Source organism: Microbulbifer sp. TB1203 (assembly GCF_030997045.1).
Lineage (GTDB): Bacteria > Pseudomonadota > Gammaproteobacteria > Pseudomonadales > Cellvibrionaceae > Microbulbifer.
Map to the genome: position 1 here is coordinate 559,515 of NZ_CP116899.1, position 22,807 is coordinate 582,321.

15 protein-coding genes and 5 pseudogenes are annotated in these 22,807 nt (G+C 58.6%); 16 read left to right on the forward strand and 4 right to left on the reverse strand.

Translation table 11 applies throughout. The features are described 5' to 3' along the window. The first annotated feature begins 113 nt into the window (after window positions 1-113). Window positions 114-1,097 carry an NAD(P)H-quinone oxidoreductase gene (locus PP263_RS02370; RefSeq protein ID WP_308366775.1) on the forward strand — a complete coding sequence of 328 codons (984 nt, stop codon included), beginning with the start codon at window positions 114-116 and terminating at the stop codon, window positions 1,095-1,097. 220 nt (window positions 1,098-1,317) lie between these two features. On the opposite strand, the pseudogene PP263_RS02375 reads toward PP263_RS02370, so the two are convergent. Both PP263_RS02375 and xseA read right to left on the reverse strand, forming a co-directional pair. Beyond that, window positions 1,318-3,261: pseudogene (locus PP263_RS02375) on the reverse strand (transporter substrate-binding domain-containing protein); the annotation flags it as partial. Between the two features lie 60 nt (window positions 3,262-3,321). After that, window positions 3,322-4,677 (reverse strand): exodeoxyribonuclease VII large subunit, encoded by a 1,356-nt coding sequence (gene xseA, locus PP263_RS02380; protein WP_308366776.1) that lies wholly within the window; start codon window positions 4,675-4,677, stop codon window positions 3,322-3,324. Window positions 4,678-4,837: 160 nt separating this feature from the next. Here xseA and guaB point away from each other — a divergent pair, with 160 nt between their 5' ends. The 4 genes and pseudogenes from guaB (at window position 4,838) to PP263_RS02400 (ending at window position 10,124) form a co-directional block, all read left to right on the forward strand. Then, complete coding sequence (gene guaB / locus PP263_RS02385; protein ID WP_308366777.1) at window positions 4,838-6,325, forward strand: IMP dehydrogenase; 1,488 nt, start codon at window positions 4,838-4,840, stop codon at window positions 6,323-6,325. Window positions 6,326-6,513: 188 nt separating this feature from the next. Further along, a complete protein-coding gene (gene guaA / locus PP263_RS02390) occupies window positions 6,514-8,091 on the forward strand; it encodes a glutamine-hydrolyzing GMP synthase (RefSeq protein ID WP_308366778.1) in 1,578 nt (525 codons plus the stop codon). Between the two features lie 92 nt (window positions 8,092-8,183). Next, window positions 8,184-8,656, forward strand: a pseudogene (locus tag PP263_RS02395) (hypothetical protein); the annotation flags it as partial. A 277-nt stretch (window positions 8,657-8,933) separates the two neighbouring features. Continuing rightward, window positions 8,934-10,124: a tetratricopeptide repeat protein gene (locus PP263_RS02400; protein ID WP_308366779.1), complete on the forward strand. Its 1,191-nt coding sequence runs from the start codon at window positions 8,934-8,936 to the stop codon at window positions 10,122-10,124. 137 nt (window positions 10,125-10,261) lie between these two features. Here PP263_RS02400 and PP263_RS02405 read toward each other — a convergent pair whose 3' ends face one another. After that, window positions 10,262-10,453 (reverse strand): hypothetical protein, encoded by a 192-nt coding sequence (locus PP263_RS02405; RefSeq protein WP_308366780.1) that lies wholly within the window; start codon window positions 10,451-10,453, stop codon window positions 10,262-10,264. 422 nt (window positions 10,454-10,875) lie between these two features. Between PP263_RS02405 and PP263_RS02410 the strand changes: the two genes are divergently transcribed. From PP263_RS02410 to PP263_RS02420, 3 genes and pseudogenes are all read left to right on the forward strand, one after another. After that, window positions 10,876-11,718, forward strand: coding sequence for a YihY/virulence factor BrkB family protein (locus PP263_RS02410; RefSeq protein ID WP_308366781.1), 843 nt, complete (start codon window positions 10,876-10,878; stop codon window positions 11,716-11,718). A gap of 62 nt (window positions 11,719-11,780) precedes the next feature. Next, window positions 11,781-11,942, forward strand: a pseudogene (locus PP263_RS02415) (gamma-glutamyl-gamma-aminobutyrate hydrolase family protein); the annotation flags it as partial. Window positions 11,943-12,066: 124 nt separating this feature from the next. Next, window positions 12,067-12,402 (forward strand): hypothetical protein, encoded by a 336-nt coding sequence (locus PP263_RS02420; RefSeq protein WP_308366782.1) that lies wholly within the window; start codon window positions 12,067-12,069, stop codon window positions 12,400-12,402. Window positions 12,403-12,548: 146 nt separating this feature from the next. On the opposite strand, the gene PP263_RS02425 is transcribed toward PP263_RS02420, so the two are convergent. Continuing rightward, window positions 12,549-12,773, reverse strand: coding sequence for a helix-turn-helix transcriptional regulator (locus PP263_RS02425; protein ID WP_308366783.1), 225 nt, complete (start codon window positions 12,771-12,773; stop codon window positions 12,549-12,551). Window positions 12,774-12,899: 126 nt separating this feature from the next. Here PP263_RS02425 and PP263_RS02430 point away from each other — a divergent pair, with 126 nt between their 5' ends. The 8 genes and pseudogenes from PP263_RS02430 (at window position 12,900) to PP263_RS02465 (ending at window position 22,591) form a co-directional block, all read left to right on the forward strand. Next, entirely contained in the window at window positions 12,900-13,127 is a 228-nt protein-coding gene (locus PP263_RS02430; RefSeq protein ID WP_308366784.1) for a hypothetical protein, read from the forward strand. 10 nt (window positions 13,128-13,137) lie between these two features. Then, a pseudogene (locus tag PP263_RS22640) lies at window positions 13,138-13,407 on the forward strand (GMP synthase (glutamine-hydrolyzing)); the annotation flags it as partial. 296 nt (window positions 13,408-13,703) lie between these two features. Further along, entirely contained in the window at window positions 13,704-16,484 is a 2,781-nt protein-coding gene (locus tag PP263_RS02440) for an immunoglobulin-like domain-containing protein (RefSeq protein ID WP_308366785.1), read from the forward strand. Between the two features lie 745 nt (window positions 16,485-17,229). Next, window positions 17,230-17,793 (forward strand): hypothetical protein, encoded by a 564-nt coding sequence (locus PP263_RS02445; protein WP_308366786.1) that lies wholly within the window; start codon window positions 17,230-17,232, stop codon window positions 17,791-17,793. Window positions 17,794-18,038: 245 nt separating this feature from the next. After that, a pseudogene (locus PP263_RS02450) lies at window positions 18,039-18,215 on the forward strand (GMP synthase (glutamine-hydrolyzing)); the annotation flags it as partial. Between the two features lie 305 nt (window positions 18,216-18,520). Continuing rightward, on the forward strand, window positions 18,521-19,528 hold the full coding sequence (locus tag PP263_RS02455; RefSeq protein ID WP_308366787.1) for an ATP-binding protein: 1,008 nt from the start codon (window positions 18,521-18,523) through the stop codon (window positions 19,526-19,528). A gap of 227 nt (window positions 19,529-19,755) precedes the next feature. After that, window positions 19,756-21,747 (forward strand): response regulator, encoded by a 1,992-nt coding sequence (locus PP263_RS02460; RefSeq protein ID WP_308366788.1) that lies wholly within the window; start codon window positions 19,756-19,758, stop codon window positions 21,745-21,747. Beyond that, window positions 21,737-22,591: a transporter substrate-binding domain-containing protein gene (locus PP263_RS02465; RefSeq protein ID WP_308366789.1), complete on the forward strand. Its 855-nt coding sequence runs from the start codon at window positions 21,737-21,739 to the stop codon at window positions 22,589-22,591. The genes PP263_RS02460 and PP263_RS02465 overlap by 11 nt, the downstream gene beginning before the upstream one ends. Window positions 22,592-22,807: the final 216 nt, after the last annotated feature.

Here is a 22,807-nt window from a genome sequence, read left to right on the forward strand (position 1 = left end):
GCAGCTTGATCGCGGCCATGGGCCGCTCCTACATAAAAGGGATAGACCTTGTAGGAGCGGCCCATGGCCGCAGATCATTATCTGCTACGGAGAAATGACAGCGGAGAAAATCCATGCGCTATATGGACCTGCCCGAACACGGCGGCCCCGAAGTGATGCAACTGGCGGAGGGGGAGAAGCCGCAGCCCGCGGCGGGAGAAGTGCTGATCAAGGTCGCCGCCGCCGGTGTCAACCGCCCGGATGTCGTGCAGCGCATGGGCCTGTACCCGCCCCCTCCCGGAGCCTCAGCGGTGCTGGGGCTCGAAGTTGCCGGGGAAATTGTCGAACTCGGGGAGAATGTGCAGCGCTGGAAGCCCGGTGACACAGTGTGCGCGCTGGCCAACGGCGGCGGTTACGCGGAGTTTGTCGCTGTGCCCGCCACCCAGTGCCTGCCAGTGCCCGAGGGGCTTTCCATGGTGGAGGCAGCGGCACTGCCTGAAACCTTCTTTACCGTGTGGAGCAATGTGTTCGACCGCGCGGAATTGAAAGCGGGGGAAATACTGCTGGTGCACGGCGGCTCTTCCGGCATCGGCACCACGGCGATTCAGCTGGGTAAAAACTTTGGTGCGCGGGTATTCGCCACCGCCGGCAGTGCGGAGAAATGCGCCGCCTGCGAAAAACTTGGGGCGGAAAAGGCGATCAATTACAAGACGGAAGACTTCGTCGAAGTAGTGCGCGAGGCCACCGGCGGCCACGGCGCCGATGTGATTCTGGATATGGTGGGCGGAGACTATGTCGACCGCAATATCCAGCTCGCTGCCCGCGACGGCCGTATCGTGAACATCGCCTTCCTGCAGGGGGCCAGGGTGCAGGTGAATATGCTGCCGGTGATGCTCAAGCGCCTGACCCTCACGGGCTCTACTCTGAGACCGCGGACAGCGGAGGAGAAGGCGGCCATAGCCAGTGCCCTGGAAAAGAAAGTCTGGCCCTTGATCGAGGAGGGCAGAATCCGTCCCCAGATTGCCGCCACTTTTCCGCTGGGGCAGGTGAGCGATGCCCATCGGCTGATGGAGTCCAGCGGGCATATTGGCAAGATTGTGCTGACTCCCGGCGGATAATATCGGACACCAGCCACCGCGCCGCCACTTCGCTGGGAGCCACGTCCGTATAGGCCTTGTACAGGTTGCTGATATTGCGCACATACTGCACCGGTTCGGCCCCGCGCACATAGCCGTAGCGGGCGTTGTTGAAATAGCGAGGTTCCGACAATTTGAGCATGGCCTGCTCGACGTTGCCGAACCATACGTTGGGGTCCAGTCCCAATTCTTCGGCGAGCCGCTGGGCGTCCAGCAGGTGCCCGTAACCCGCGTTGTAAGAGGCGAGGGTAAACCACAGCAGGTTGTCCAGTGAGAGACTGGGGTCGAAGCGGTCGCGCACCCAGTTCAGGTATTTGACCCCCGCCTTGATGCCCCGTTCGGGATCGAACAGCGGCGGGGGGTAGCCCATTTCCTCGGCCGTGCGCGGCATTACCTGCATCAGCCCCTGGGCGCCCACCGGGGAAACCGCCTTGGGGTTGAAGTTGCTCTCCTGCCACATCTGCGCCACCACCATGCGCCAGTCGAAGCTGTGTTCCGCGGCGGAGGTCTTGACCAGGGCATCGTAGGGGGAAAGGTCCTGACCCGGTACGATACGCGCCTGTATTCTCTGCGCGAAGCGGTTGTTGGGCTTGAAATAGGCTTTGTATTTTTGTTTGTACTCATCGCTTTTGCGGAATTTTTTTATAAAGTCGTTGACTTTTTCCAGCAGCTCGGTGTTTTTCGCCAGCATCATCCAGGCCTGGGGCAGGGGGTCGGTAATCACTGCGCCGGGCTGTAGTTCCGAAAGCAGAACCGCCTCCACGGCGATGCCGCTGGAGTCCGCCAGGGTTGCGTCCACCTCGCCGCTCGCCACCATATCGATCAGCTGCTGGTAGGAGACTTCCGGGTCCGCGATTTCCACTTTGACATCGATACCGCTGTCTCTCAGCACTTCCCCGTACTCGATGAAAGAGGAATGCGTGCGCAGGGTCAGGGTGCGTCCATTGAGATCCATAAGGGTGGCAATCGGGGGGTCCTTTTTATTGCTGACGACCTGCAGCGGCATTTCCAGGTAGGGGGTGCTGAATACCATGCCCCGGTCGATCCGCTCCTGGGTAATATTCAGGGCGGCACCGGCGATATCGCCGCGCCCCTCCTCGAGCCACTCAACGATGTCGTATTGGTAGGGCACCACCACTACCTGGAGTTCCAGGTCGTGCTGGTCCGCGAAGGCCTTGGCCATATCGTAGTCGAACCCCATCAGCACACCTTTCCACAGGAAGTAGCTGAACGGGCTGTTGCGGGTGAGCAGGCGCACAACGCCGGATTCCTTGATGGCTTTCCAGTCGGAGACGCGCCTGTATTCTCTCCTGACCAGGTTCATAGTGAGAAAGTTGTTCAGGGCCAGGTGCATAAAAGGAGAGTTTTTCCGCGCGCCCCAGGCGATACGGTCCAGTTCGGAGACATTGGCGATCACCTGAACATCGTCGCGGTAGTCGCGCATGCGATCGATCACATTACTGTCGAATATGGCCAGAGTATTCCGGTGCTCCTGGGTGTAATCCATCAGCGCATCCACGTTGTCATTCAGTGGCAGGGCTTCGACAGTAAGGTTGGCCTGGGGAAACTTCGCGATCAATTCCCGCGCCGTTTTCACGTGCACGCTGTCCTCGAGCACCACGATCCTGGTATTGCGCAGCTGTGACAGGTCGTCGATATCCGGCTTCTCTCCGGCGGTTACCAACTGCTGGTAGACATGCATTACCGGCACCGAGAACTGAATGCGCTCGCGCCTTTCCTCAGTCTCGGTAAAGTTGTCCGCGAGGACGTCGGCATAGCCCTGCTCCACCATTTCGATGGCCAGCTCCGGCGTGTCCGCCTGTACCCATTTGGCCTCCAGCCCCAGGTGCTTGGCGAACTTATTGGCCAGGTCGAAATGTTGTTGGGAGACAACCGCGGTTCGCGGAAGGTAATCCTCCCGGGGGCCGGTCAGGCTGACGAAGCGGATAACCCCGCGCTCCCGGATCTTGTCCAGGTCGCCGGTTTCACGGTAATTGGAAAAGGCGAAGCGCTCGCGGGGAGTGGGTTCCCGGGGCATCTCCTCTTCCGGGCCCAGGTCGAGTTTCAGCTTCGCCTCGCCGCAGCCGCCGAGCGCGGCGAATACGGCAGTAAACAACAGGCAGGCGAGGATACGGCGACCAAGCATTTATGGCTCCGACAACAGGGGACAGTCGAATTCTAACGTCGCTGCGGGGTGGTTGGTCGCTTACGCCTGTCCCTGTTCCATTACCTCTGCACTGAACTCGCCCCGCGCCAGGCGCGCGCGCACCCTGTCGCCGGGCCGCAGCGCCGCGGTGTCCTTGATCACCCGGCCGCTGTCGTCGCGCACTATGGCGTAACCGCGCTCCAGTATCGCCAGCGGGCTGACACTGTGCAGCAACTGGCCGGTGTGAACCAGGCGGTCGCGGTCCTGGTCCAGTCGCAGCTGTATCGCCCGCTGCAGCTTTTCCCGGTGCGAATGCAGCTGCTCTCTGCGGTCCCGCAGCAGGCGCTCCGGGTGGCAGCTGGCGAAGTCGCGCAGCCCCCTGTCCAGACGGTGGCGCAGGGTGTCCAGGACCCGGCGGGCGGCGACCCCCAAGCGCATCTCCAGATGGTCGAGACGCTGGGCGCGATTCTGCAGTTGTTCGCGCGGGTGGCGGAGGCGGTTGCCGGTGAGTTGCACCTGCTGGCGCAGATGGCGCAGCTGGTGGCGCAGGGCGCGCAGCAGGTGATGGCTGGCCCGCTGAACCCGCTGCGCCAGTTCGGCGGCGTTGGCGCTGGCGATTTCCGCCGCCGCCGATGGGGTAGGGGCGCGCAGGTCCGCGACCAGGTCGGTGATGGTGGTATCCGTTTCGTGGCCCACGGCGGAAATGGTGGGAATGGGGCAGTCGGCCAGGGCGCGGGCCACGATCTCCTCGTTGAAGGGCCACAGGTCCTCCAGGGAGCCACCGCCGCGGCCGACGATCAGCAGGTCGTGCCGGCCCGACTGCCCCGCCAGGCGGATGGCCCGGGCAATCTGTTCCGCCGCCCCGCGGCCCTGAACCTGTACCGGCCAGAGTTCGATTTCGGCGGCGGGGTGGCGCCGGCCGAGCACGTGAATCATGTCGCGGATGGCGGCCCCGGTGGGGGAGGTGATGATGCCGATATTGGCCGGGAGCGCCGGCAGCAGTTTCTTGCGCTCCAGATCAAACAGCCCCTCCGCCCGCAGCTTCGCTTTCAACTGCTCCAGCTGGCGCATCAGCGCGCCGAAGCCGGCTTCCTCCATATGCTCAACGATCAGCTGGAATTCTCCGCGGCCCTCGTAGAGGCTGGCCCGGGCCCGCAGCAGTACCTCGCGGCCGTTTTCGGGGCGGAAGCGCACCGTGCGGTTGCGGCCGCGAAACATGGCGCAGCGGACCTGGGCGCGGCTGTCCTTGAGGGTGAAATACCAGTGGCCGGAAGTGGGAGCGGCAAAATTGGAGATCTCGCCACTCACCCACAGCAGGGGCACGCTGCCCTCCAGCAGTTGCCTGACCTCCCGGTTCAGGTCGCCGACCGACAGGACGCTGCGGTTGCCGTGGGTTTTAGGCGGCTCAGTTGGCATTTTGGACTCCCGAAGGGAAATTTGGCGGGCCAATATTGCAGCAATGTATAAACAGGTAAAGTGGTTTGCCTGAAAAGCACGATTGGGCTTTCTCCGGCATGGGGATTGCGGCTATAATCGCGCCGATACCCAATCCCGCTCCCTGAGGTTTGAGTGTCATATGTCTGAATCCGGTCTGCGCATCGCGCGCGAAGCTCTCACTTTCGACGACGTCCTGCTTGTGCCTGGTTACTCCGAAGTGACCGCCAAGGATGTGTCTCTGAAGACCCGTCTGTCCCGCAATATCGCCCTGAATATCCCCATTGTGTCCGCCGCCATGGATACCGTGACTGAGTCGCGCCTGGCGATAGCGCTGGCCCAGGAAGGGGGTATCGGCATCGTCCACAAAAGCATGTCCATCGAGGACCAGGCGCTGGCGGTGCGCGCGGTCAAGAAGTTCGAGGCCGGGGTCGTGAAGGACCCCATCACCATCGAGTCCGACGCCACAGTGCGCGAACTGATCGCTCTGACTACCCACCACAATATCTCCGGCGTGCCGGTGATGGAAAAGGGCAACCTGGTGGGGATCGTCACCAGCCGTGATGTGCGCTTCCAGACCGACCTGGACGCCAGTGTGGCCAGCATCATGACGTCGAAGGAACGCCTGGTGACCGCCCCCGAGGGCGCGGCTCCGGAAAGGGTGCAGGAGTTGTTGCACCGCCACCGCATAGAGAAGGTGCTGGTGGTCAACGACCATTTCGAGCTGCGCGGCCTGATTACCGTGAAGGATTTCAATAAGGCGGAGCAGTACCCCAATTCCTGCAAAGACAGCGACGGCCGCCTGCGCGTGGGCGCCTCCGTGGGCACCAGCCCGGACACCGACGACCGGGTCGCGGCCCTGGTGGAAGCGGGCGTGGACGTGCTGGTGGTGGACACCGCCCACGGCCACTCGCGCAACGTGATCGAGCGGGTAAGACGCATCAAGCAGATGCACCCGCAGGTGGATGTGATCGGCGGCAATATCGCCACCGGGGAGGCGGCATTGGAGCTGCTGGAGGCCGGCGCGGACGCGGTCAAGGTGGGTATCGGTCCCGGTTCCATCTGTACCACCCGCATCGTCACCGGTATCGGCGTGCCGCAGGTTACCGCCATCGCCGAGGTTGCCCAGGCACTGGAAGGCACCGGTGTGCCGCTGATCGCCGATGGCGGTATCCGCTTCTCCGGCGATATCTCCAAGGCCATCGTCGCCGGCGCCCACTCGGTGATGATGGGCTCCATGTTCGCCGGCACCGAGGAGGCGCCCGGCGAGGTGGAGCTGTACCAGGGGCGGACCTACAAATCCTACCGCGGCATGGGCTCCCTGGGCGCCATGTCCCGCAACCAGGGCTCCTCCGATCGCTACTTCCAGGACGCCAGCAAGGGCGCGGAAAAACTGGTGCCGGAAGGCATCGAGGGACGGGTGCCTTACAAAGGGCCGCTGTCGGTGATCGTGCACCAGATGATGGGCGGCCTGCGCTCCGCCATGGGCTACACCGGCAGCGTGGATATCGAGACCATGCGCACCAAGCCCCAGTTCGTGCGGGTGACTGCCGCGGGGATGGGCGAGTCCCATGTACACGATGTGCAGATTACCAAGGAAGCGCCCAACTACCCGATCAATGGGAGATAATTTTTCTCGGGACCAACTGTAGGAGCGGCGGGGCGGCCATCCGCCCATGGCCGCGATCGATTTTCCCGGCTAAACCGAACCTCGATCGCGGCCATGGGCCGCTCCTACAAAAGACACCAAGTTTTTACAAACGGACCTCCGGGTCCGTTTGTGGTTTAGGAACTCTCCTCGCAAATTCTGAGTAAGCCATGACCCAAGACATCCACGCCAGCCGCATCCTGATCCTAGACTTCGGCTCCCAGTACACCCAGCTGATCGCCCGCCGCGTGCGCGAACTGGGGGTGTTCTCCGAGATTCGCGCCTTTGATATGAGCGACGAGGAAATCCGCGAGTACAACCCCAGGGGCATTATTCTCGCCGGCGGCCCGGAATCGGTCCCCGAAGAGGGCTCGCCGCGCGCGCCGCAGGCGGTGTTCGAACTGGGGGTGCCGGTACTGGGCATCTGCTACGGCATGCAGACCATGGCCCACCAACTGGGCGGCGCGGTACAGGGCAGTAATATCCGCGAGTTTGGTTACGCCCAGGTCAAGGTGGAAGGCCAGTCGGCGCTGCTGCACGACATCAAGGACCACCTCGACGAAGAGGGCAACGCACTGCTGGACGTGTGGATGAGCCACGGCGACAAGGTCAGTGTAATGCCTCCCGGTTTCGAGCTGATGGCCTCCACGGAATCCTGCCCCATCGCCGGTATCTACTGTGCGGAGAAAAATTTCTACGGTGTGCAATTCCATCCGGAAGTGACTCACACCCTGCAGGGCATGCGTATCTACGAACACTTTGTGATCGAGTTGTGCGGCTGCGAAAAACTCTGGACCCCGGAAAATATTATCGAGGATTCCATCGCCCGCGTGCGCGATCAGGTGGGCGGCGGCAAGGTGCTGTTGGGCCTGTCCGGCGGCGTGGACAGCTCGGTGGTAGCGGCACTGCTGCACCGGGCCATCGGTGACCAGCTCACCTGCGTGTTTGTGGACAACGGCCTGTTGCGCAAAAACGAAGGCGATCAGGTGATGAAAATGTTCGCGGAGAACATGGGGGTCAAAGTCATCCGCGCCGACGTCGAGGATGAATTTCTGAGTCGCCTCGCCGGCGAAGACGAACCGGAAGCCAAGCGCAAGATTATCGGCAACACCTTTATCGAAATCTTCGACCGCGAGGCGACCAGGATCGAGGATGTGAAGTTCCTCGCCCAGGGCACCATTTACCCGGACGTCATCGAATCCGCCGCCGCCAAGACCGGCAAGGCCCATGTGATCAAGTCCCACCACAACGTGGGCGGCCTGCCGGAGGAAATGCAGTTCGAACTGGTGGAGCCGCTGCGCGAGCTGTTCAAGGACGAGGTGCGCAAGATCGGCGTGGAGCTGGGCCTGCCCTACGATATGGTGTACCGCCATCCCTTCCCGGGCCCGGGGCTGGGCGTGCGTATTCTCGGCGAAGTGAAAAAAGAGTACGCGGATATCCTGCGCGAGGCGGACGCTATTTTTATCGAGGAACTGCACAAGGCAGATTGGTACCACAAGACCAGCCAGGCCTTTGTGGTGTTCCTGCCAGTCAAGTCCGTGGGCGTGGTGGGCGACGGTCGCCGCTATGAATATGTGGTGGCGCTGCGCGCGGTGGAAACCGTCGACTTTATGACGGCGCGCTGGGCGCACCTGCCCTACGAGCTGATCGAGAAGGTTTCCAACCGCATCATCAACGAGATAGAGCATATCTCGCGGGTGGTTTACGACGTGTCCAGCAAGCCGCCTGCCACCATCGAGTGGGAGTGACCGGAGCTGGCTGGTAATGTCTGGTACTGACCGGCATCACAGCTGAGGTTTCAAGATTCCGCAGTTGAGCGGTAGACTGTACAAAAATACAGCGGGATGGCACCACGCATGTGATCTTTGAGCCGCTCGACTTTATGTACAGGATGTACGGTATGCCGCGGGCGCAGGGATGCGCAGGAGCGGCCATTGCAAGATTGGCGGCGCTGGTGCCGAAGCCCAGAGTCAACCTGACACGCTTCCATGGTGTGTTTGTCCCCAACAGAAAATACCGCGCCCTGGTCACGAAGGCTGCGCGGGGCAAGGGCAACAAGGCCAGGGTATCGGATGAACCACCAACGCCAGCTTAGCGCCGGGCTTCCATGACCTGGGCGCAGCGCCTGAAGCGTGTCTTCAACATCGATATCAAGACCTGTACTGAATGCGGCGGGCCGCTGAAGGTGATTGCTTGCATCGAAGACCCGGTGGTGATCAAGAAGATCTCGACCATCTGAAGGACAGGGCCACCGCAAGGGAGCCCAGCCCGTTGCCTGAGAGCCGGGCGCCGCCCGCCGGTCGATTCCATTGACGCCCCGCCTGGCAGACAGGTGTCCCCCAAGCTGGTTTCTCACACCCCGTGTCGAGCTCCTTAAGGAAGTGGCAGGGCGGCGTTTGGCCGCAGCCATGGATGTGGCCAGAAAGCGAGGCCAAAATGCACGGATTTCACGGCCAGTTGGGCGAAGTCCGGCGAGATTTCGCGGCGATAGCGGGGTAGATGCCGGGCAGGCACTCGTGAATTACCCGTTGACCAGCGCGGAAATGGACGTTTATGCTTCCTATACTTGCTAATAACGGAGGTGCCGGATATGCCTGTTCAGAACCGTTTTCTGCCGGAATCCTCCAAAGCATTTCTGCTGGTCTGTGCCCTGCTTTGCCTGCAGGCCTGTGCGAGCACGTCATCTACCGATGTTTCCGAAGTTTCGGAATTCGTCTTCAGCAATGAGGGCTTCGGTGAAAGGCCTGTCATTCCCGGTCCCGATGCGATCCACCGGCTTGACGAAGAGCAGCGCCGGCATTTTCTCGGCTACCTGCACAGCCCCGGCAACGCAGCGACTCCGGTTCACCGCCGGGTGTATTACTATCTGGAATCATTGACTACCGGGTTTGATTACCACGGTGAAACATTCACCGCCTCCGAAGCCCTTGCTGCCAACTCCGGCAATTGCCTCTCCCTGGCGATTTTGACAACCGCCCTGGCGGAACTTGCCGGCATCGAGATCGGCTATGAGCTGGTGGATGCCCCCCCGGTGTTTGAACTCAACGGCTCGATAGTCGCGAAAGGCATCCATGTGCGGTCTATTTTATATGACCCGGAGTGGGCGCCCTCCGAGGAGAACTGGGTGCTTTCCGCCCGTGGAATCAAAATAGACTATTTCCCCAGCAAGCGGGAAAGGTTTATCCGCAACTTGAGCGGAAACGGCTATATGGCCATGTATTACCGCAATATCGCCGCCGAGGCCATCATCGCAGGCGACTATTCCAAAGCCTACTGGTATTCGCGGGAATCCCTGCAATACGCCCCGGATCATTCAGAGGCGCTTAACATGCTGGCCGTGGTCAACGGCAGGGTGGGAAATGAGGACGAAGCCGAGGAAATTTACCTGTATGGTATTGCGCACGCGGAAGAGAAACTCAGCTTGTTGAAAAACTACCGCGTGCTGCTCAGCCGGGCCGGACGCGATGCGGAAGCGGAAAAGATACAGGAGCAGCTCAATCGTATGGACGATCCGAGCCCCTTCCACTGGTTCCAGTTGGCCCGCTCCGCCTACGACGACCGTGAGTATTCCCGCGCCATCGGCTACTTCAAACGGGCCCTCGAACTTGCCCCCTATCTGCACGAGGTCCATCTTGGCCTGGCCCAGGCTTATTACCGCGCAGGCAGACTGCGCAGCGCGGAAGCGTCCCTGGAAAGGGCCATGGAAAAGTCCTACCGGGTCAGCACCCGCTCCCTTTACGAAGCCAAACTGGAAGCTCTCAACCGGGAGATCCATAACTAATCGCAGCGGGAAGCGGGCTACTCGTCCAATACGGTTTCGAACTCGGCCATGACGACGCCGAAGTTGTCCCTGCTCCGGCCCGTATAGATCATCGCCGAGCGTCTCCCGTCGGCGCTCGTCCATTTGTTTGAGAAGTTCTAGTACACGGTATTCGTGCCGTTCTGCAGCCCGAGTTCCCAGGGATCCTCGAACAGCACCTTGGCCCAGGGTCCCCAGGGCGCCTCGCTCTCGTAGATTCCGATGAAACCGCCCCGCTCCTGCGTACCCTGCTGCGTGATCAAAAGGTAGCGGCCAAGGCCGGCATTGAAAGTGACGGAGGTGCGCATCACGCCGTTGTCAGGGTCGCTGAAAACGGGCGTCCGCTGGAGAATATAACATTTGGGATCAGAGTAAATTTCTGCCGCCCAAATCAACTGTTCCAAATAGTGCCAAAACGTTACTCTGACCCCATCCCTGAGCACCGTTTTTTGAAGGACAGAACACGACGAGAAGCCGGAGATCGAGCTAAAGCGTGTTCATTGGCGTTAGTGACACTCTATTTGCTGCCAATCTCGCGGGCTACATTCCGTCATTCCCGCGCAGGCGGGAATCCACGGACAGAACTCTCGCAAACACAGATCAATGTCTGCGTAGGAATCTACATCACAGATACATCAGCCAACAGTCAATGCAAACTTGCTGGCCCGGTTAATGCTCCTCACTTGATAAACTAGTGGGGCAGTAATCATTGGCAACCCACGGGAGCTCGACGATGGCGAAGATCAAGAAAACAGCGGTTGGCGTGAAAGGTCGTATCAAGGATGACCGTTTGTCGCTGGTTGCCGCCGGAGTTGCTTTTTATGCCTTTTTTTCTCTTTTTCCGGCGCTGGCAACAGTTATTTCCATTTACGGCCTTTTGGCTGATGCACAGACTGTGCAAAGTCACGTTGAGCGCCTCGGTGGTATAGTTCCAGATGAAGTGTTGGCCGTGCTCTCTAGTCGCATGGAAGACCTGGCCACAACTCCAGATTCATCTCTCACTTTCGGTTTTGTATTCGGGATAATCATTTCTCTATGGAGTGCCAATAAAGCCATGAAGGCGGTTTCCGAGGCGCTTAATATTGCCTATGACATGGAAGAAGATCGTGGTTTCCTGAAGGTCAATGCGGTGACCTTACTGCTAACTTTGACATCGGCGATAGCCTTCATCGTCGCGATCGCCGTCGTTGTTATTGTTCCAGTGTTGGTTTCAACCTTCTTGTCGCATCAGGCTGCCGCTATTTTCACCACATTAACAAGCTGGGTTATATTCATTCTTCTGCTGGTAGGTATGTTTCTGGTGTTGTATCGCTTTGCGCCTGCGAGAAAGCGACGCCAGGCTTGGCGAAATCTACTGCCTGGTGCCGCGCTCGCCACGGGGTTATTTGTTATTGCTTCCCTGGCTTTTTCATTCTATGTGTCTAACTATGGTGAATATGACGCGCAGTATGGTGCTTTGGGGGCCGTAGTGGTTTTGATGCTGTGGTTGTTTATTGGAGCCTTTATTTTTCTGTTGGGGGCCGAGGTGAATGCGGAGCGTAATCAGCCGGAAGTTCGTCGCGCGGCCCAGCGTTGAGCGAGCCCTCAGCCTCTAAGCAGCGCGTTGTTGTTTCACAACAGATTTGGTGCCAAATGGGCTCGCCGGGCGCGCCGCAGGCGATATTCGAACTGGGAGTGCCGGTACTGGGCATCTGCTACGGTATGCAGACCATACTTCACCAGTTGGGCGGCACGATGCAGGGCAGCAATATTCGCGAGTTCGGCTACGCCCAAGTCAAGGTGGAAGGGCAATCAGCGCTGGCGTTGCCCTCGCTGACGATTGCAGCAGGTTGGACAGAAAAACGACAATGGCTGGACAAAACTTGTCATCCCCTTAATCAACGAGGACTGGCCGAGAGAACGCCGATACAGGACCTCTGCATCGATGAGGGCGTGGATTGGCCTGCTTGATGACACCGGCGATAGCTTCCGGGTCGTCTACGAGGCGGTAAAGAAGTTCTTGGTGCCGGTGGAGACAAATGACCATCCGTTCTACCGGTTCACCCGAGAGATCAGTGATGAAAAGCCGATTACAGCTCTATTCCCTGAAGCGACGCTGGACTTGATGAACAGAGCTACACCTCAGGTCCTCACCCGTCCGCCATACGGGCTACCGAAGGTGCTAGCACTGATTGCGGAAACCGAACCTGACCTGACAGCAGATCCGCGCTATTTGCGCCTTATCGACCTTGTTGAACGAAACAGATCTCGGTCTTTATGACTGGCAACCCGGCTATGGATGTGGATTCCTAGATTTCACGATCTCAAACGGTGGAATCTGCCATAAGTAAATCGGAATGGTAGTGTTTGCACTCATTGCCCTTGGATTAACGTTTGTTTTGCACCAGGGAATGCACCGATCAATTCCTATTGATCTGGCAATAGTTCGGATATTTTGCATTTTAAACGGCTGCAAATAAGCTCCAGCATGTCGATGGTCACATTCTGCTCCCCGCTTTCGATACGGGCCAGTGTTGACTGGCTAATGGCCAATTTTCTGGCAAACTCCTGTTGACCCAATCCCATGGCCTTTCGTTCAGCTCGGAGCCGGCGGGCGAGGATGGTGCGGAATTTAAGTTGATTGTTACCCATATGTGGGTTATAAGACAAAGCTCTACCCACATGTGGGTAATTTCATGCTAACTATAGTACCGTCAGCAACATTTGGACTGGATAAAGGCCCTAATATTTTGGATTTGAGCAGGGGAGGGGAGAAGAATGTATCGGCAGTCTACAGACAATCTGGTCGCGGGGCTGTCATCGCGAGCCAAGCTGGAGGAGGACCTCTATCTCCAAGTGGACAAGCTGGTGGCCCTGGTGTCGGTACAGACCGTCCTGGATAACGGCGACTACCAACCGAGCCGGGCAATTCGTAATCATTATTCGCTCGTTATTGAGGAGCACGCTCTTGCCGTTAGCAAGCTTTTGAATCAACTATTCGGGTAGCCCCAGTACCTTTATCGGAGAGCTGCACAAAGCAGAGTGGTATTACAAGAGCAACTGGGCTTTTATGGTGTTCCTGCCGGTCGAGCCCGTGGACATGTCGGCGACAGCCGACGCTACGAGTTGGTGGGCTGCGCGTCGTGGAAGCTGTGGACTTTGAGCGCACCTGCCCTACGAAGTGATCGAGAAGGCTTCCAACCACATCATCAACGAGATGGAGCATATCTCTCGTGTGACCTACGACGTGTCCAGCAAGCTGCCGGCCACTATTGGGGGGGAGTAGGTGGCTCGAGCTCTCCCGCCCCGCCTTCTTTGTCGTCCTCTACCGCCCTTCGAACTGCGGATTTGTTTCTCCATATTTGCCGAGCAGGCGTGCGTAAGGAGCAGCAAGTCACAATTTTCCGGCATCCCAACTATAAAAATCTGCAAAAAAAATAACAGACAAGGTGCGTAAGGCGCAGCAAGTCACAATTTTCCGACATTCCCCCTTTTTGTCCGACGACAGAGTCGATAACTTTCGCGCCGATGTAAACGATTACGGACATTCGCCCATAGCGGCCAGATCATTGAGTGAGCAATATGAATAACAGCAGGGTCCACGGCCTGGTGCTGGCTTTATCCTTGGCCATAAGTGCCTGCGGAGGTAGCAGCGATTCAGAACATACCTACAGCCTCTCGGCCAACCAGGCGCCGTCCATCAGCCTCAACGGCGATGCCAGTGTGCAGATAACCGTCGGCAGCAGCTACAGCGACCCGGGCGCGAGTGCCGCGGATGCGGAGGACGGCGATCTCAGCGGCAGCATTCGAGTGGACTCGACCCTGGACAGCGACAGGGCCGGCAGCTATCGCATCACCTATACCGTCACCGACTCCGCCGGCGCCAGCGTTTCGGTGACGCGCACTGTGGAAGTGGTGGCCGACTCCGAGTCGCAAAACCCCGAGCCGCCGGTCACGGATCCAGGCGACCCGGAGGGTCCCGTTGTCACGGATCCAGGCGACCCCGAGGTCCGCGCTTTCACGCATCCGGGCGCTCCGCTCAGCCTCTCGGACCTCGAGACTCTCAAGGCGTATGTCGATCAGGGCAGGGAGCCGTGGAAGTCCGCCTACGACCAATTGGCGCGGGACGGCAGGGCCCAGCCCACCTATACCATGGCGGGCCCTTACGAGAAAGTGAGCCGTGCCCCCCACGAGAATCTGTGGCCGTGGCGCGTCGACATGATGGCGATCTGGAATCTCTCGCGGATGTGGTATTTCACCCAGGACGACAGCTACGCGATAAAGGCGCGCGAGATCCTGCTCGAGTGGGCCACCACCCAGACTGAGTTCTCCGGTCGCGAGTCGATGCTCGATCTGGGCGACTATGCCTACATGTTCGTTGGCGGCGCGGACATCCTGCGCGGTACCTGGTCGGGGTGGAGCGAGGAAGACACGGCGATCGTCAAGAAGTACTTCAACGATGTCCTGATGCCGGCGTCGAACCCCTATGGTGAGATCCAGTACGGAGCCGCCAACAAAGGCGCGCTGGCCCTCGTCGCGCTTGGACTGATGGCCATCTACAACGACGATATCGAGAAGCTGGACGAGGTCGTCTACCAGGCCCGGACGCTCGCGCATATCGGGCTGCGCAATTCCAACGACATCGGTATGCTCGGCGACTACCTTCGCGACCAGGGGCACGCTTATGGGCAAATGCGGTCACTGGTCATGCTCGCCGAAGCGCTCTGGAAGCAGGGCATCGACATCTACTCCGATTTTGACAACCGCCTGCTGGCGGCGGGTGAATATTTCGCGCGGGTGAACGAGCTCGTACCCACGGAAGCGCTGCCTTTTGGCACCACCGATAGATACTACACCGTTGACGTCACCAACCGCGGCTGGCGGGGCTGGGGCGGCGGGAACATAGGGCTCTTTCAGCTTCATGGTGCCTACGTCCTCCGCAAAGGCCTGCAGGCCCCCTTTATCGAACAAAGGCGTCTCTGGATGCCGGTGGACAGCGCCAGCTTTGTGTTCCTCAAGGATGTTGACACCTCGACGGCGGTACCTGCGCCGGAACTCGACTTCCCATCGACCGCTTCGATTACCTCGGGATTCAGCGGTATTGATCTCGGCGGCGCCACTCCAGCCGGCAAGGCTACTTACCACGCCGGCCTGGGCACATGGACTGTGGAGGGAGCGGGCGCCGAAATCTGGTCCACAAACGACAGCGCCCACTTCGCTTACAAGGCCATCACCGGAGACAGCGCCATCATCGCAAAAGTCGAGTCCTTCCAAAGCACCACCCTGTCCGCCAAGGCGGGCGTGATGATGCGCACGAGCCTCGATGAGGGCGCTCCCCGCGGCTGGATGGCCATCAGCGGCGGGGGCAACCTTGAGCAAAACATGCAGAACCTCGCCGTGTATGGCGGCACCAACTACGGGAACAAAGTCCTCGCCGGATCCTTGCCATCGTACTGGGTGAAGCTCGAGCGAATCGGGAACGCCATAACGGGTTACGTGTCTCCGGATGGCACCAACTGGGCCGCCACCAATGTCGGGCGCATCGACGCCCCCGTTCCCGATACGATCTATGTCGGCCTGGTGGTCTCCTCGGCCGATAACGGAACGCTGAACAGTGCCACCTTCAGCAATGTCCAGATCACCGGCGGCGACGGTGGCGCGCCGAGCGTCACCCCCGCCGCGCCCGCCGCCCTACTGGCCTCGCCGGGAGATGGCGCCGTCCCGCTGCGCTGGCAGGCGTCCTTCGGGGCCACCAGCTATACGGTCAATCGCTCCACCTCCAGCGGCGGCCCCTACTCGACCATCGCATCGGACATCGAGGGCAGCAGCTACACGGACACGTCGGTGACCAATGGCACCACCTACTATTACACCGTCACGGCCAGCAACTCCGCCGGCACGAGCGACAGTTCTCCCGAGGACAGCGCCACACCGATTCGCCTGGTGAACGTCGCTACCGGCGGCACTGCCAACGACAGTGCGAACAACCCGGATAACGCCAGCAGCGTCTTCGACCAAAACTCGGCGACGCAATGGTTCTACTCAGGCGTGAGTGGCTGGCTGCAGTATGACCTCGGCCACACGGAGATCGTCCAGCGCTATACGGTCATCAGCAGCCCCTTCGAACAGAACCCACGCGATCCCAAGGACTGGCAGTTCCAGGGCTCCAACGACGGCTCCACCTGGACGACGCTTGACACGCAAAGCGACCAATTGTTCGCCGAACGCTTCGAGTTGAAGTCCTACACCGTCGCAAGTCCGGACTCCTATCGCTACTACCGGCTCAACATCACAGCCAATAACGGCGACAGCACCTTCACGGCTTTCAGCGAATTCGGGCTGTTCGCTTCCAAGCCGCAGTGAACCCGATATTCGATTGACGTCGGAAACAGGCGAGCAACTGGGCGCGTCGTACGTGCCCAGACATCCGACCTGACCCTGTAATAATAAATGGGGTGTGCGGCCATTAGCCAGCCTGGGTCAGCAGCCCGCACAGCATCTGTGGGCCACTCTGTTTGTGGCTCATAGATTTTAACCTTCGCCACTTCTGCAATCAGCGCACCCAGGATGTTCTCACTGTTGGTTACGGAACTGATCCGCACCAGTCACCCGTCAGGATCAAGGATTAGAGCTTAACTGCAGCTCATCCCCCTGGTTCATTTGAACCCCAGAAAACCGCTGGTTCCAGAACTTGTCCACATCGTTGATTCACAGATCCATGCTGGCTGGTAATGTCTGGTACTGACCGGCATCACAGCTGAGGTTTCAAGATTCCGCAGTTGAACGGTAGACTGTGCAAAAACAGTATCGCAAGGACGCGGATCATGCCCCACACGGCGGCGGCCGGGACGGCCACCCGGGAGAGGGATGCTGGTCGTTACCAGCGCCACCGTCCCGAGCGAACCCCTCTCTATCGAATCCTCGAACCCGGTATTCACCGCCCATTTGGTGGAGCGGGGCGGGGAATTGCCGGCGCATGGCCGAGAACAGCTACCTCCTGCGCCTTAAAATAAGTAAATTGTGGCCGGAGAGAATTTAGGATTTAATAAACCCAGTTTCGAACTCTAACTTATCGTCCGGGTAAGGACCTGGCCAGAGGATCAAGGCAATGGCAAATTGGATTACTGTTTCTCTTACCGCCGCACAATACAACCTGTTTCAGACTAAGGATAATGGGGGGCAACAGGGCCAGACCCGGGATGGTATCCGAATGGGGGCCTTGGGTTCCAACGGCATGCAAAGCTGGGAGATTGATCTGGATATATGGACACATCTGGCCGGCGGTGTGCTCGATAATTTTTCCTCTAATCCCAAAGCTACCCCTAGCGTCGCTATGGAATGGGACACTTTTAGCGGAAATGTGCCTTTATGGGCGGGTAGCAATCAACACTTGAAATCGAGCTCACTGATGGGCGGAAAAATTTTTACGATAGAAGCAAAAGATATAAACGCAGGGAAATATATCACGTCAGCCGCAAATAAAATCTACAAAGCATGGCCGGGGTCCTACGAGCTCACACAAAATGATCCCCGCCACATAGGCACTCATTGCTACCGTAAACTGGGCAACTTACATAAGCATATTGTGAAGCGCGGCGGTGAAAGTTGGACCAATGGTGATTTAGTTCGCCTTAATGCGATTTTAAAAGCATCCAAAGCCATAGAGGTTTAGTGATACCGTCGGTCGTGGGTCGGGTTTGTCTCAGTGTCGCATATCCACGCAACTGCGCTTCGATGTGACCGGAAGTGAAGTTGAAAATATAAAAATAGTATTGACGCGAATGACACTTCCTTAAGAAATTTTGGTGCTCCCTGCCCAGCCACTCCCTTCGGAAAAGCCTTTCGAGATACGCCATGAATCCTTCCCCGGGGGCTCGGAATTTGTTTCGACGCCCGGATGGGGAATTGAGCGGCGTTTTTTTAGTGGCGCTGTGCGCGGTGGAAACCGTGGACTTCATGACCGCGCGCTGGGCGCATCTGCCCTAAGAGCTGATCGAGAAGGTCTCCAACCGCATTATCAACGAGATCGAGCATATCTCGCGGGTGATCTACGACGTGTCCAGCAAGCCGTCGGCGACCATCGAGTGGGAGTGACTGGAACGAAATATTTTTAGACACCCACTTTTTCCAGGCCTGGCTGTTTGGCCTTTACCGCCGATGCTGCGTAAGCGGTCTTCTCCCTCGACGAGTCGCGCAAGACTTCAAATCTGTGACGCCGGTATCCGTTTGGAGGGTGATTAAAAATTATACTGATTCGTGGCGGCGTGTGATTGGGGTGTTTCCATATTCGCATTTGTCTGGCACTCACCTCCCGCGGTTCCTTTTTGGACTGCATTGCCCACTCGGGTCACGATTTGCCGCTGGTGTCTTTGGGACCGCAACAAAGAAGAAGAGTGTGTATGAGCAGTGAACGGGCCTTCGATCCCGAAAGTTATTCCATTTTTGTGAGCGAAGTACGGGAACTGTTGCAGTGTATTTCCACCGGCGTGAAGCGGCCCCACAGCCATATCGATTTGCACGATCTCTATCGTTTTGTCCACACCCTCAAAGGCGTGTTGGCGGTGTACGCCCTGGACGCGGCGGTGGCGGCGGCCCACAAGATGGAGGATCATCTGCACAAACTGCAAACCCGCCGGGCGCCCTTGACCAAAATGGAGCGGCTGCGGCTGCAAAAGTCGGCGCAGAATGTGGGTAGGGAAGTTGTTGCCGGCTTGCGCAAGCTGTCAACGGCGAAGAACAGAAAATCGCCCCAGCGGTTGATTCCCATCCCTTTGCAACAGGGCCCGGCAGAAAAGCTGCAAAATCTGAAAATCCCCACCCTCTACAACAAGGTGCAGGCGCCGCCTCACACCACCATGGCGCCGGTGTTAAAAAAGTATTTAGATACCGCCGATATGCTGGCGCGCAGGCTGGGCAAGAAAATCGACATCCATTTCAGCGGCGGCGAAGTGCCGTTACCTCAAGCCGGCATGACCTTGTTGTTCGCCAGTCTCCTGCATTTGATTCGCAACGCGGTGGACCACGGCATTGAACCCTCATCCAAGCGACTGGCTGCGGGCAAGGCTGAACGCGGCCACCTGCACTTGATGGCGCGGCAGCACCGCGGCATGTTTATATTGTGCATCGCCGATGACGGCGCCGGTATCGATAGCCGCCAAGTGCGCAACATTGCCGTGCGCCGCGGCCTGATCAGCAAGCGGGATGCGGCCCGCTCCAGCCAGGACGAACTGGTGAATTTAATTTTTCTGCCGGGTTTCAGTTTGAAGAAAAATGTGACGGAAGTCAGCGGTCGCGGCATCGGCATGGACGCGGTGAAGTACGCTGTGGAAAAGCACCGGGGCCGCATCCAGATCAAAACGGCAGTGGGCAAAGGCACAGCGATAAAAATAGTGATTCCCTATATTTGAGGTTCCAGCCTGTTGAATTTGGGCGGTTCGACTGGCTGGTGTCGCGCGGGCAGGGACCGGGCAAGGAACGCCACCTGCGCGATCCCGGCGCATTGCGCGACGCCTGGGCCGTGACAAGAATCGGACCTCGGTGGCGAGGCCCGGAAAAGAACCTTTATTCTTCCTATACTCCAAAGATGATGTCTAGCGCGTGTGCCCCACCACACTGCGTGGGATAGGTTGGAAGCGTGCAACAGGACTTCGGCGACTTCGAGTTCCTCACCAGTATCCTTGACGCCCTCGCGGACCCTGTGTTCGTGAAGGATACGCAGCACAACTGGGTGGCCCTCAACGACGCCTTCTGCCGCTTCATGGGGTATCCCCGTGAGGATCTGCTGGGCCGTAGCGATTTCGACTACTTCCCGCACGACGAGGCCCAGGTCTTCTGGAAGAAGGACGACGTGGTGCTCTCCACCGGGCAGGAGAACGTCAACGAGGAGTGCTTTACCGGCGCGGATGGGATGAGGCGGATCATCTCGACCAAGAAGACGCGCATGAAGGTGCGCGGCGAGGTCTACTTGGTGGGGGTGATTCGTGACATCACCGAGATGAAGCGGGTCGAGAACGAGCTCAGGGAAGCCCGGGATGCGGCCGAGACGGCCAGCCGCGCCAAGAGCCTGTTCCTGGCCAGCATGAGCCACGACCTGCGCACGCCCATGTTCGGCGTGCTCGGGTTCACCGATCTGCTCAGGGAAACCAACCTCGACCCGATCCAGCGTGAGTACGTTCGGCTTGTGGACCAGTCCGCGAGTTCCCTGCTGGGGTTGCTCAACGACGTCCTTGACTTCTCGAAGATCGAGGCCGGTGAGCTGGTCTTGGAGCAAGGCACTTTCCGCCTCGACGACGTGCTGGGGGAGTCCATGCATTCCCACGCGGCGCCTGCGGCGGACAAGAGTCTGGAGCTCGCCTACCACCTGCCTCCCGAGCTGGCGGATCTGACGGTCGAGGGCGACCGGCTCCGCCTCCGCCAGGTCATCGACAACCTGGTGAGCAATGCGGTCAAGTTCACGGACGAGGGGCACGTCGCGGTGGACGTCTCAGCCGTCTCCCGCGCCGACCCGGAGCTGGTGCTCCGGTTCGAGGTGGAGGACACGGGCATCGGCATCCCGAAGGAGCGGCGGGCCGAGATCTTCGAGGCTTTCCAGCAGCTCAAGCCTCCCGCGGCCCGCGAGGGTGTGGGGCTGGGCCTGGCCATCGCAGCGAGGCTGGTGGAGCGGATGGGGGGTGAGATTGGCGTTCAGAGCGAGCCGGGCCGTGGCAGCACCTTCTGGTTCACCGCCCGTCTGGGGGTGGCAGGCGAAGTGCCGCGCTTCAGGACGTCGCGGGACATCCTGCGAGGCCGCCGGGTCCTGGTGGTAGATGATTATCCCCTCAACCTGCGCATCCTCACTGAGATCGTCGAGAGCTGGGAGATGGAGCCCGCCGCGGTGAGCTCGGGTCCCATGGCCCTGGAGGAGCTGCGGCGGGCCGTCGGGGCGGGCGCACCCTACGACCTGGTGCTGCTCGATCAACTCATGCCCGAGATGTCGGGGCTGGAGGTTGCCGAGCGAATGCGCGGGGAGGACGCCCTGCGAGATTTGCCCATTGTTCTCCTCTCCTCGGCGGCGGTAGGGCTGGTCGAGCCCGGTCGCCTCCGGTCCGCCCGGATTTCACACTCCTTGCTCAAGCCCGTCACGCAGCTTGAGCTGTGGACGGCCGTCGTCGAGGCGCTGGGCAACCCCGCGGAGAAGGCTCCGTCCAAGGCCCGGCCCGGCGTCGTCAGCACCCGCCGGGTGCTGCTCGCGGAGGACTCGCCGGTGAACCAGGCGTTGGTCATCCGCCTCCTGGAGAAGCGCGGCCACGATGTCACGCTCGCGCGCAACGGCCGGGAGGCGGTCGAGGCCTTCGAGCCGGGCCGGTTTGACATCCTGCTCATGGACGTCCAGATGCCCGAGCTGGACGGTTTCGACGCCACCCGAGCCATCCGAGCCGCCGAGCGGGAGTCAGGCACCCATGTTCCCATCATCGCCATGACCGCCCATGCCATGAAGGGCGATCGAGAGAAATGTCTCGAGGCCGGTATGGACGACTACCTGACCAAGCCGGCCCGGGCCGAAGACCTCTACGCCGCGGTGGAGGACACCGGACCAGAGCAAGCGTCGAGCACATCCCGGCGCCAAGACCCTCTGGGTGGACACTAACTTTAGAAAATATGTTCAATCAAGCTATGGATGGATCAATATGAATCAAAGGCATCATTCCGGTGGCAAACTGTCTGCTGTAGACATTACGAAAAAGCTACATTTCATAATGATGTTTTTCATATTGTGCCTGCTTTCTGATAAAGGGTTTTCAGAGAATGTAGTCGTCGGATTTGGCATCGACAAACCACCATTTGTGATCGGGTCCTCCAAGAAAGGATTAGAAATTGATATATTTCGTGAGGCGCTGGCATACAAAGGGCATACTTTAGAAGTCATTCACTTGCCTAACAAACGACTTCAGAAAGCATTGCTCACTATACAAGGTATTGACGCGGTAGCCACAGTTCGGCAGGTACCTGGAGATGGGTTGTATTATGTCGATGATTTTATATATTTTGATAATTACGCCATTTCCAGAAAAAAAGACAACTTGAAAATCAATGAAATTTCCGATCTGGTGGGGCATTCAATTGTAGCTTGGGAAAATGCATATCGGGATCTTGGCGCTACTTTTGAAGAACTTTTCCAACCCACTCCACCCAAACCTTACAAGAGATATTATATCGAACATAATAGTCAAAAGGGCCAAAATGAAATGTTCTGGAGAGGTCGATCCCAAATTATTATAGTTGATGAAACCGTTTTTAAATGGCATCGAAAACAATTGAGTAAAAAGTATGATACAACTGATGAGGTTGTTTATCATCCTATCTTTTCAGGGAGAACCTATTTTCAAGCTGCTTTCAAGAGCAAGGAATTAGCAAAAGACTTTGAAGAGGGTTTAAAACATATAAAAAGGACTAGTGTGTACGATCATCTCTATAAAAAATACACAAAATAAGCACATGAATTAAGCCATTACGGAGCAAATGAACTGAGAGAGTATTCTGCATTCGATAAAAAAACAGACTTCACGGTGGCAAGGTTGCCACCGTGAAGTCTGTTCCCCCTCTGTCAGGGTAAATGTCGCTTCGAGTTGTTAGAGTGTGCAACCGTGTTGGGGGCGATAGGAGCCGTGAGTGAGGTATTCTCCGGAGCGCAAGGAGGCCCGGATTTC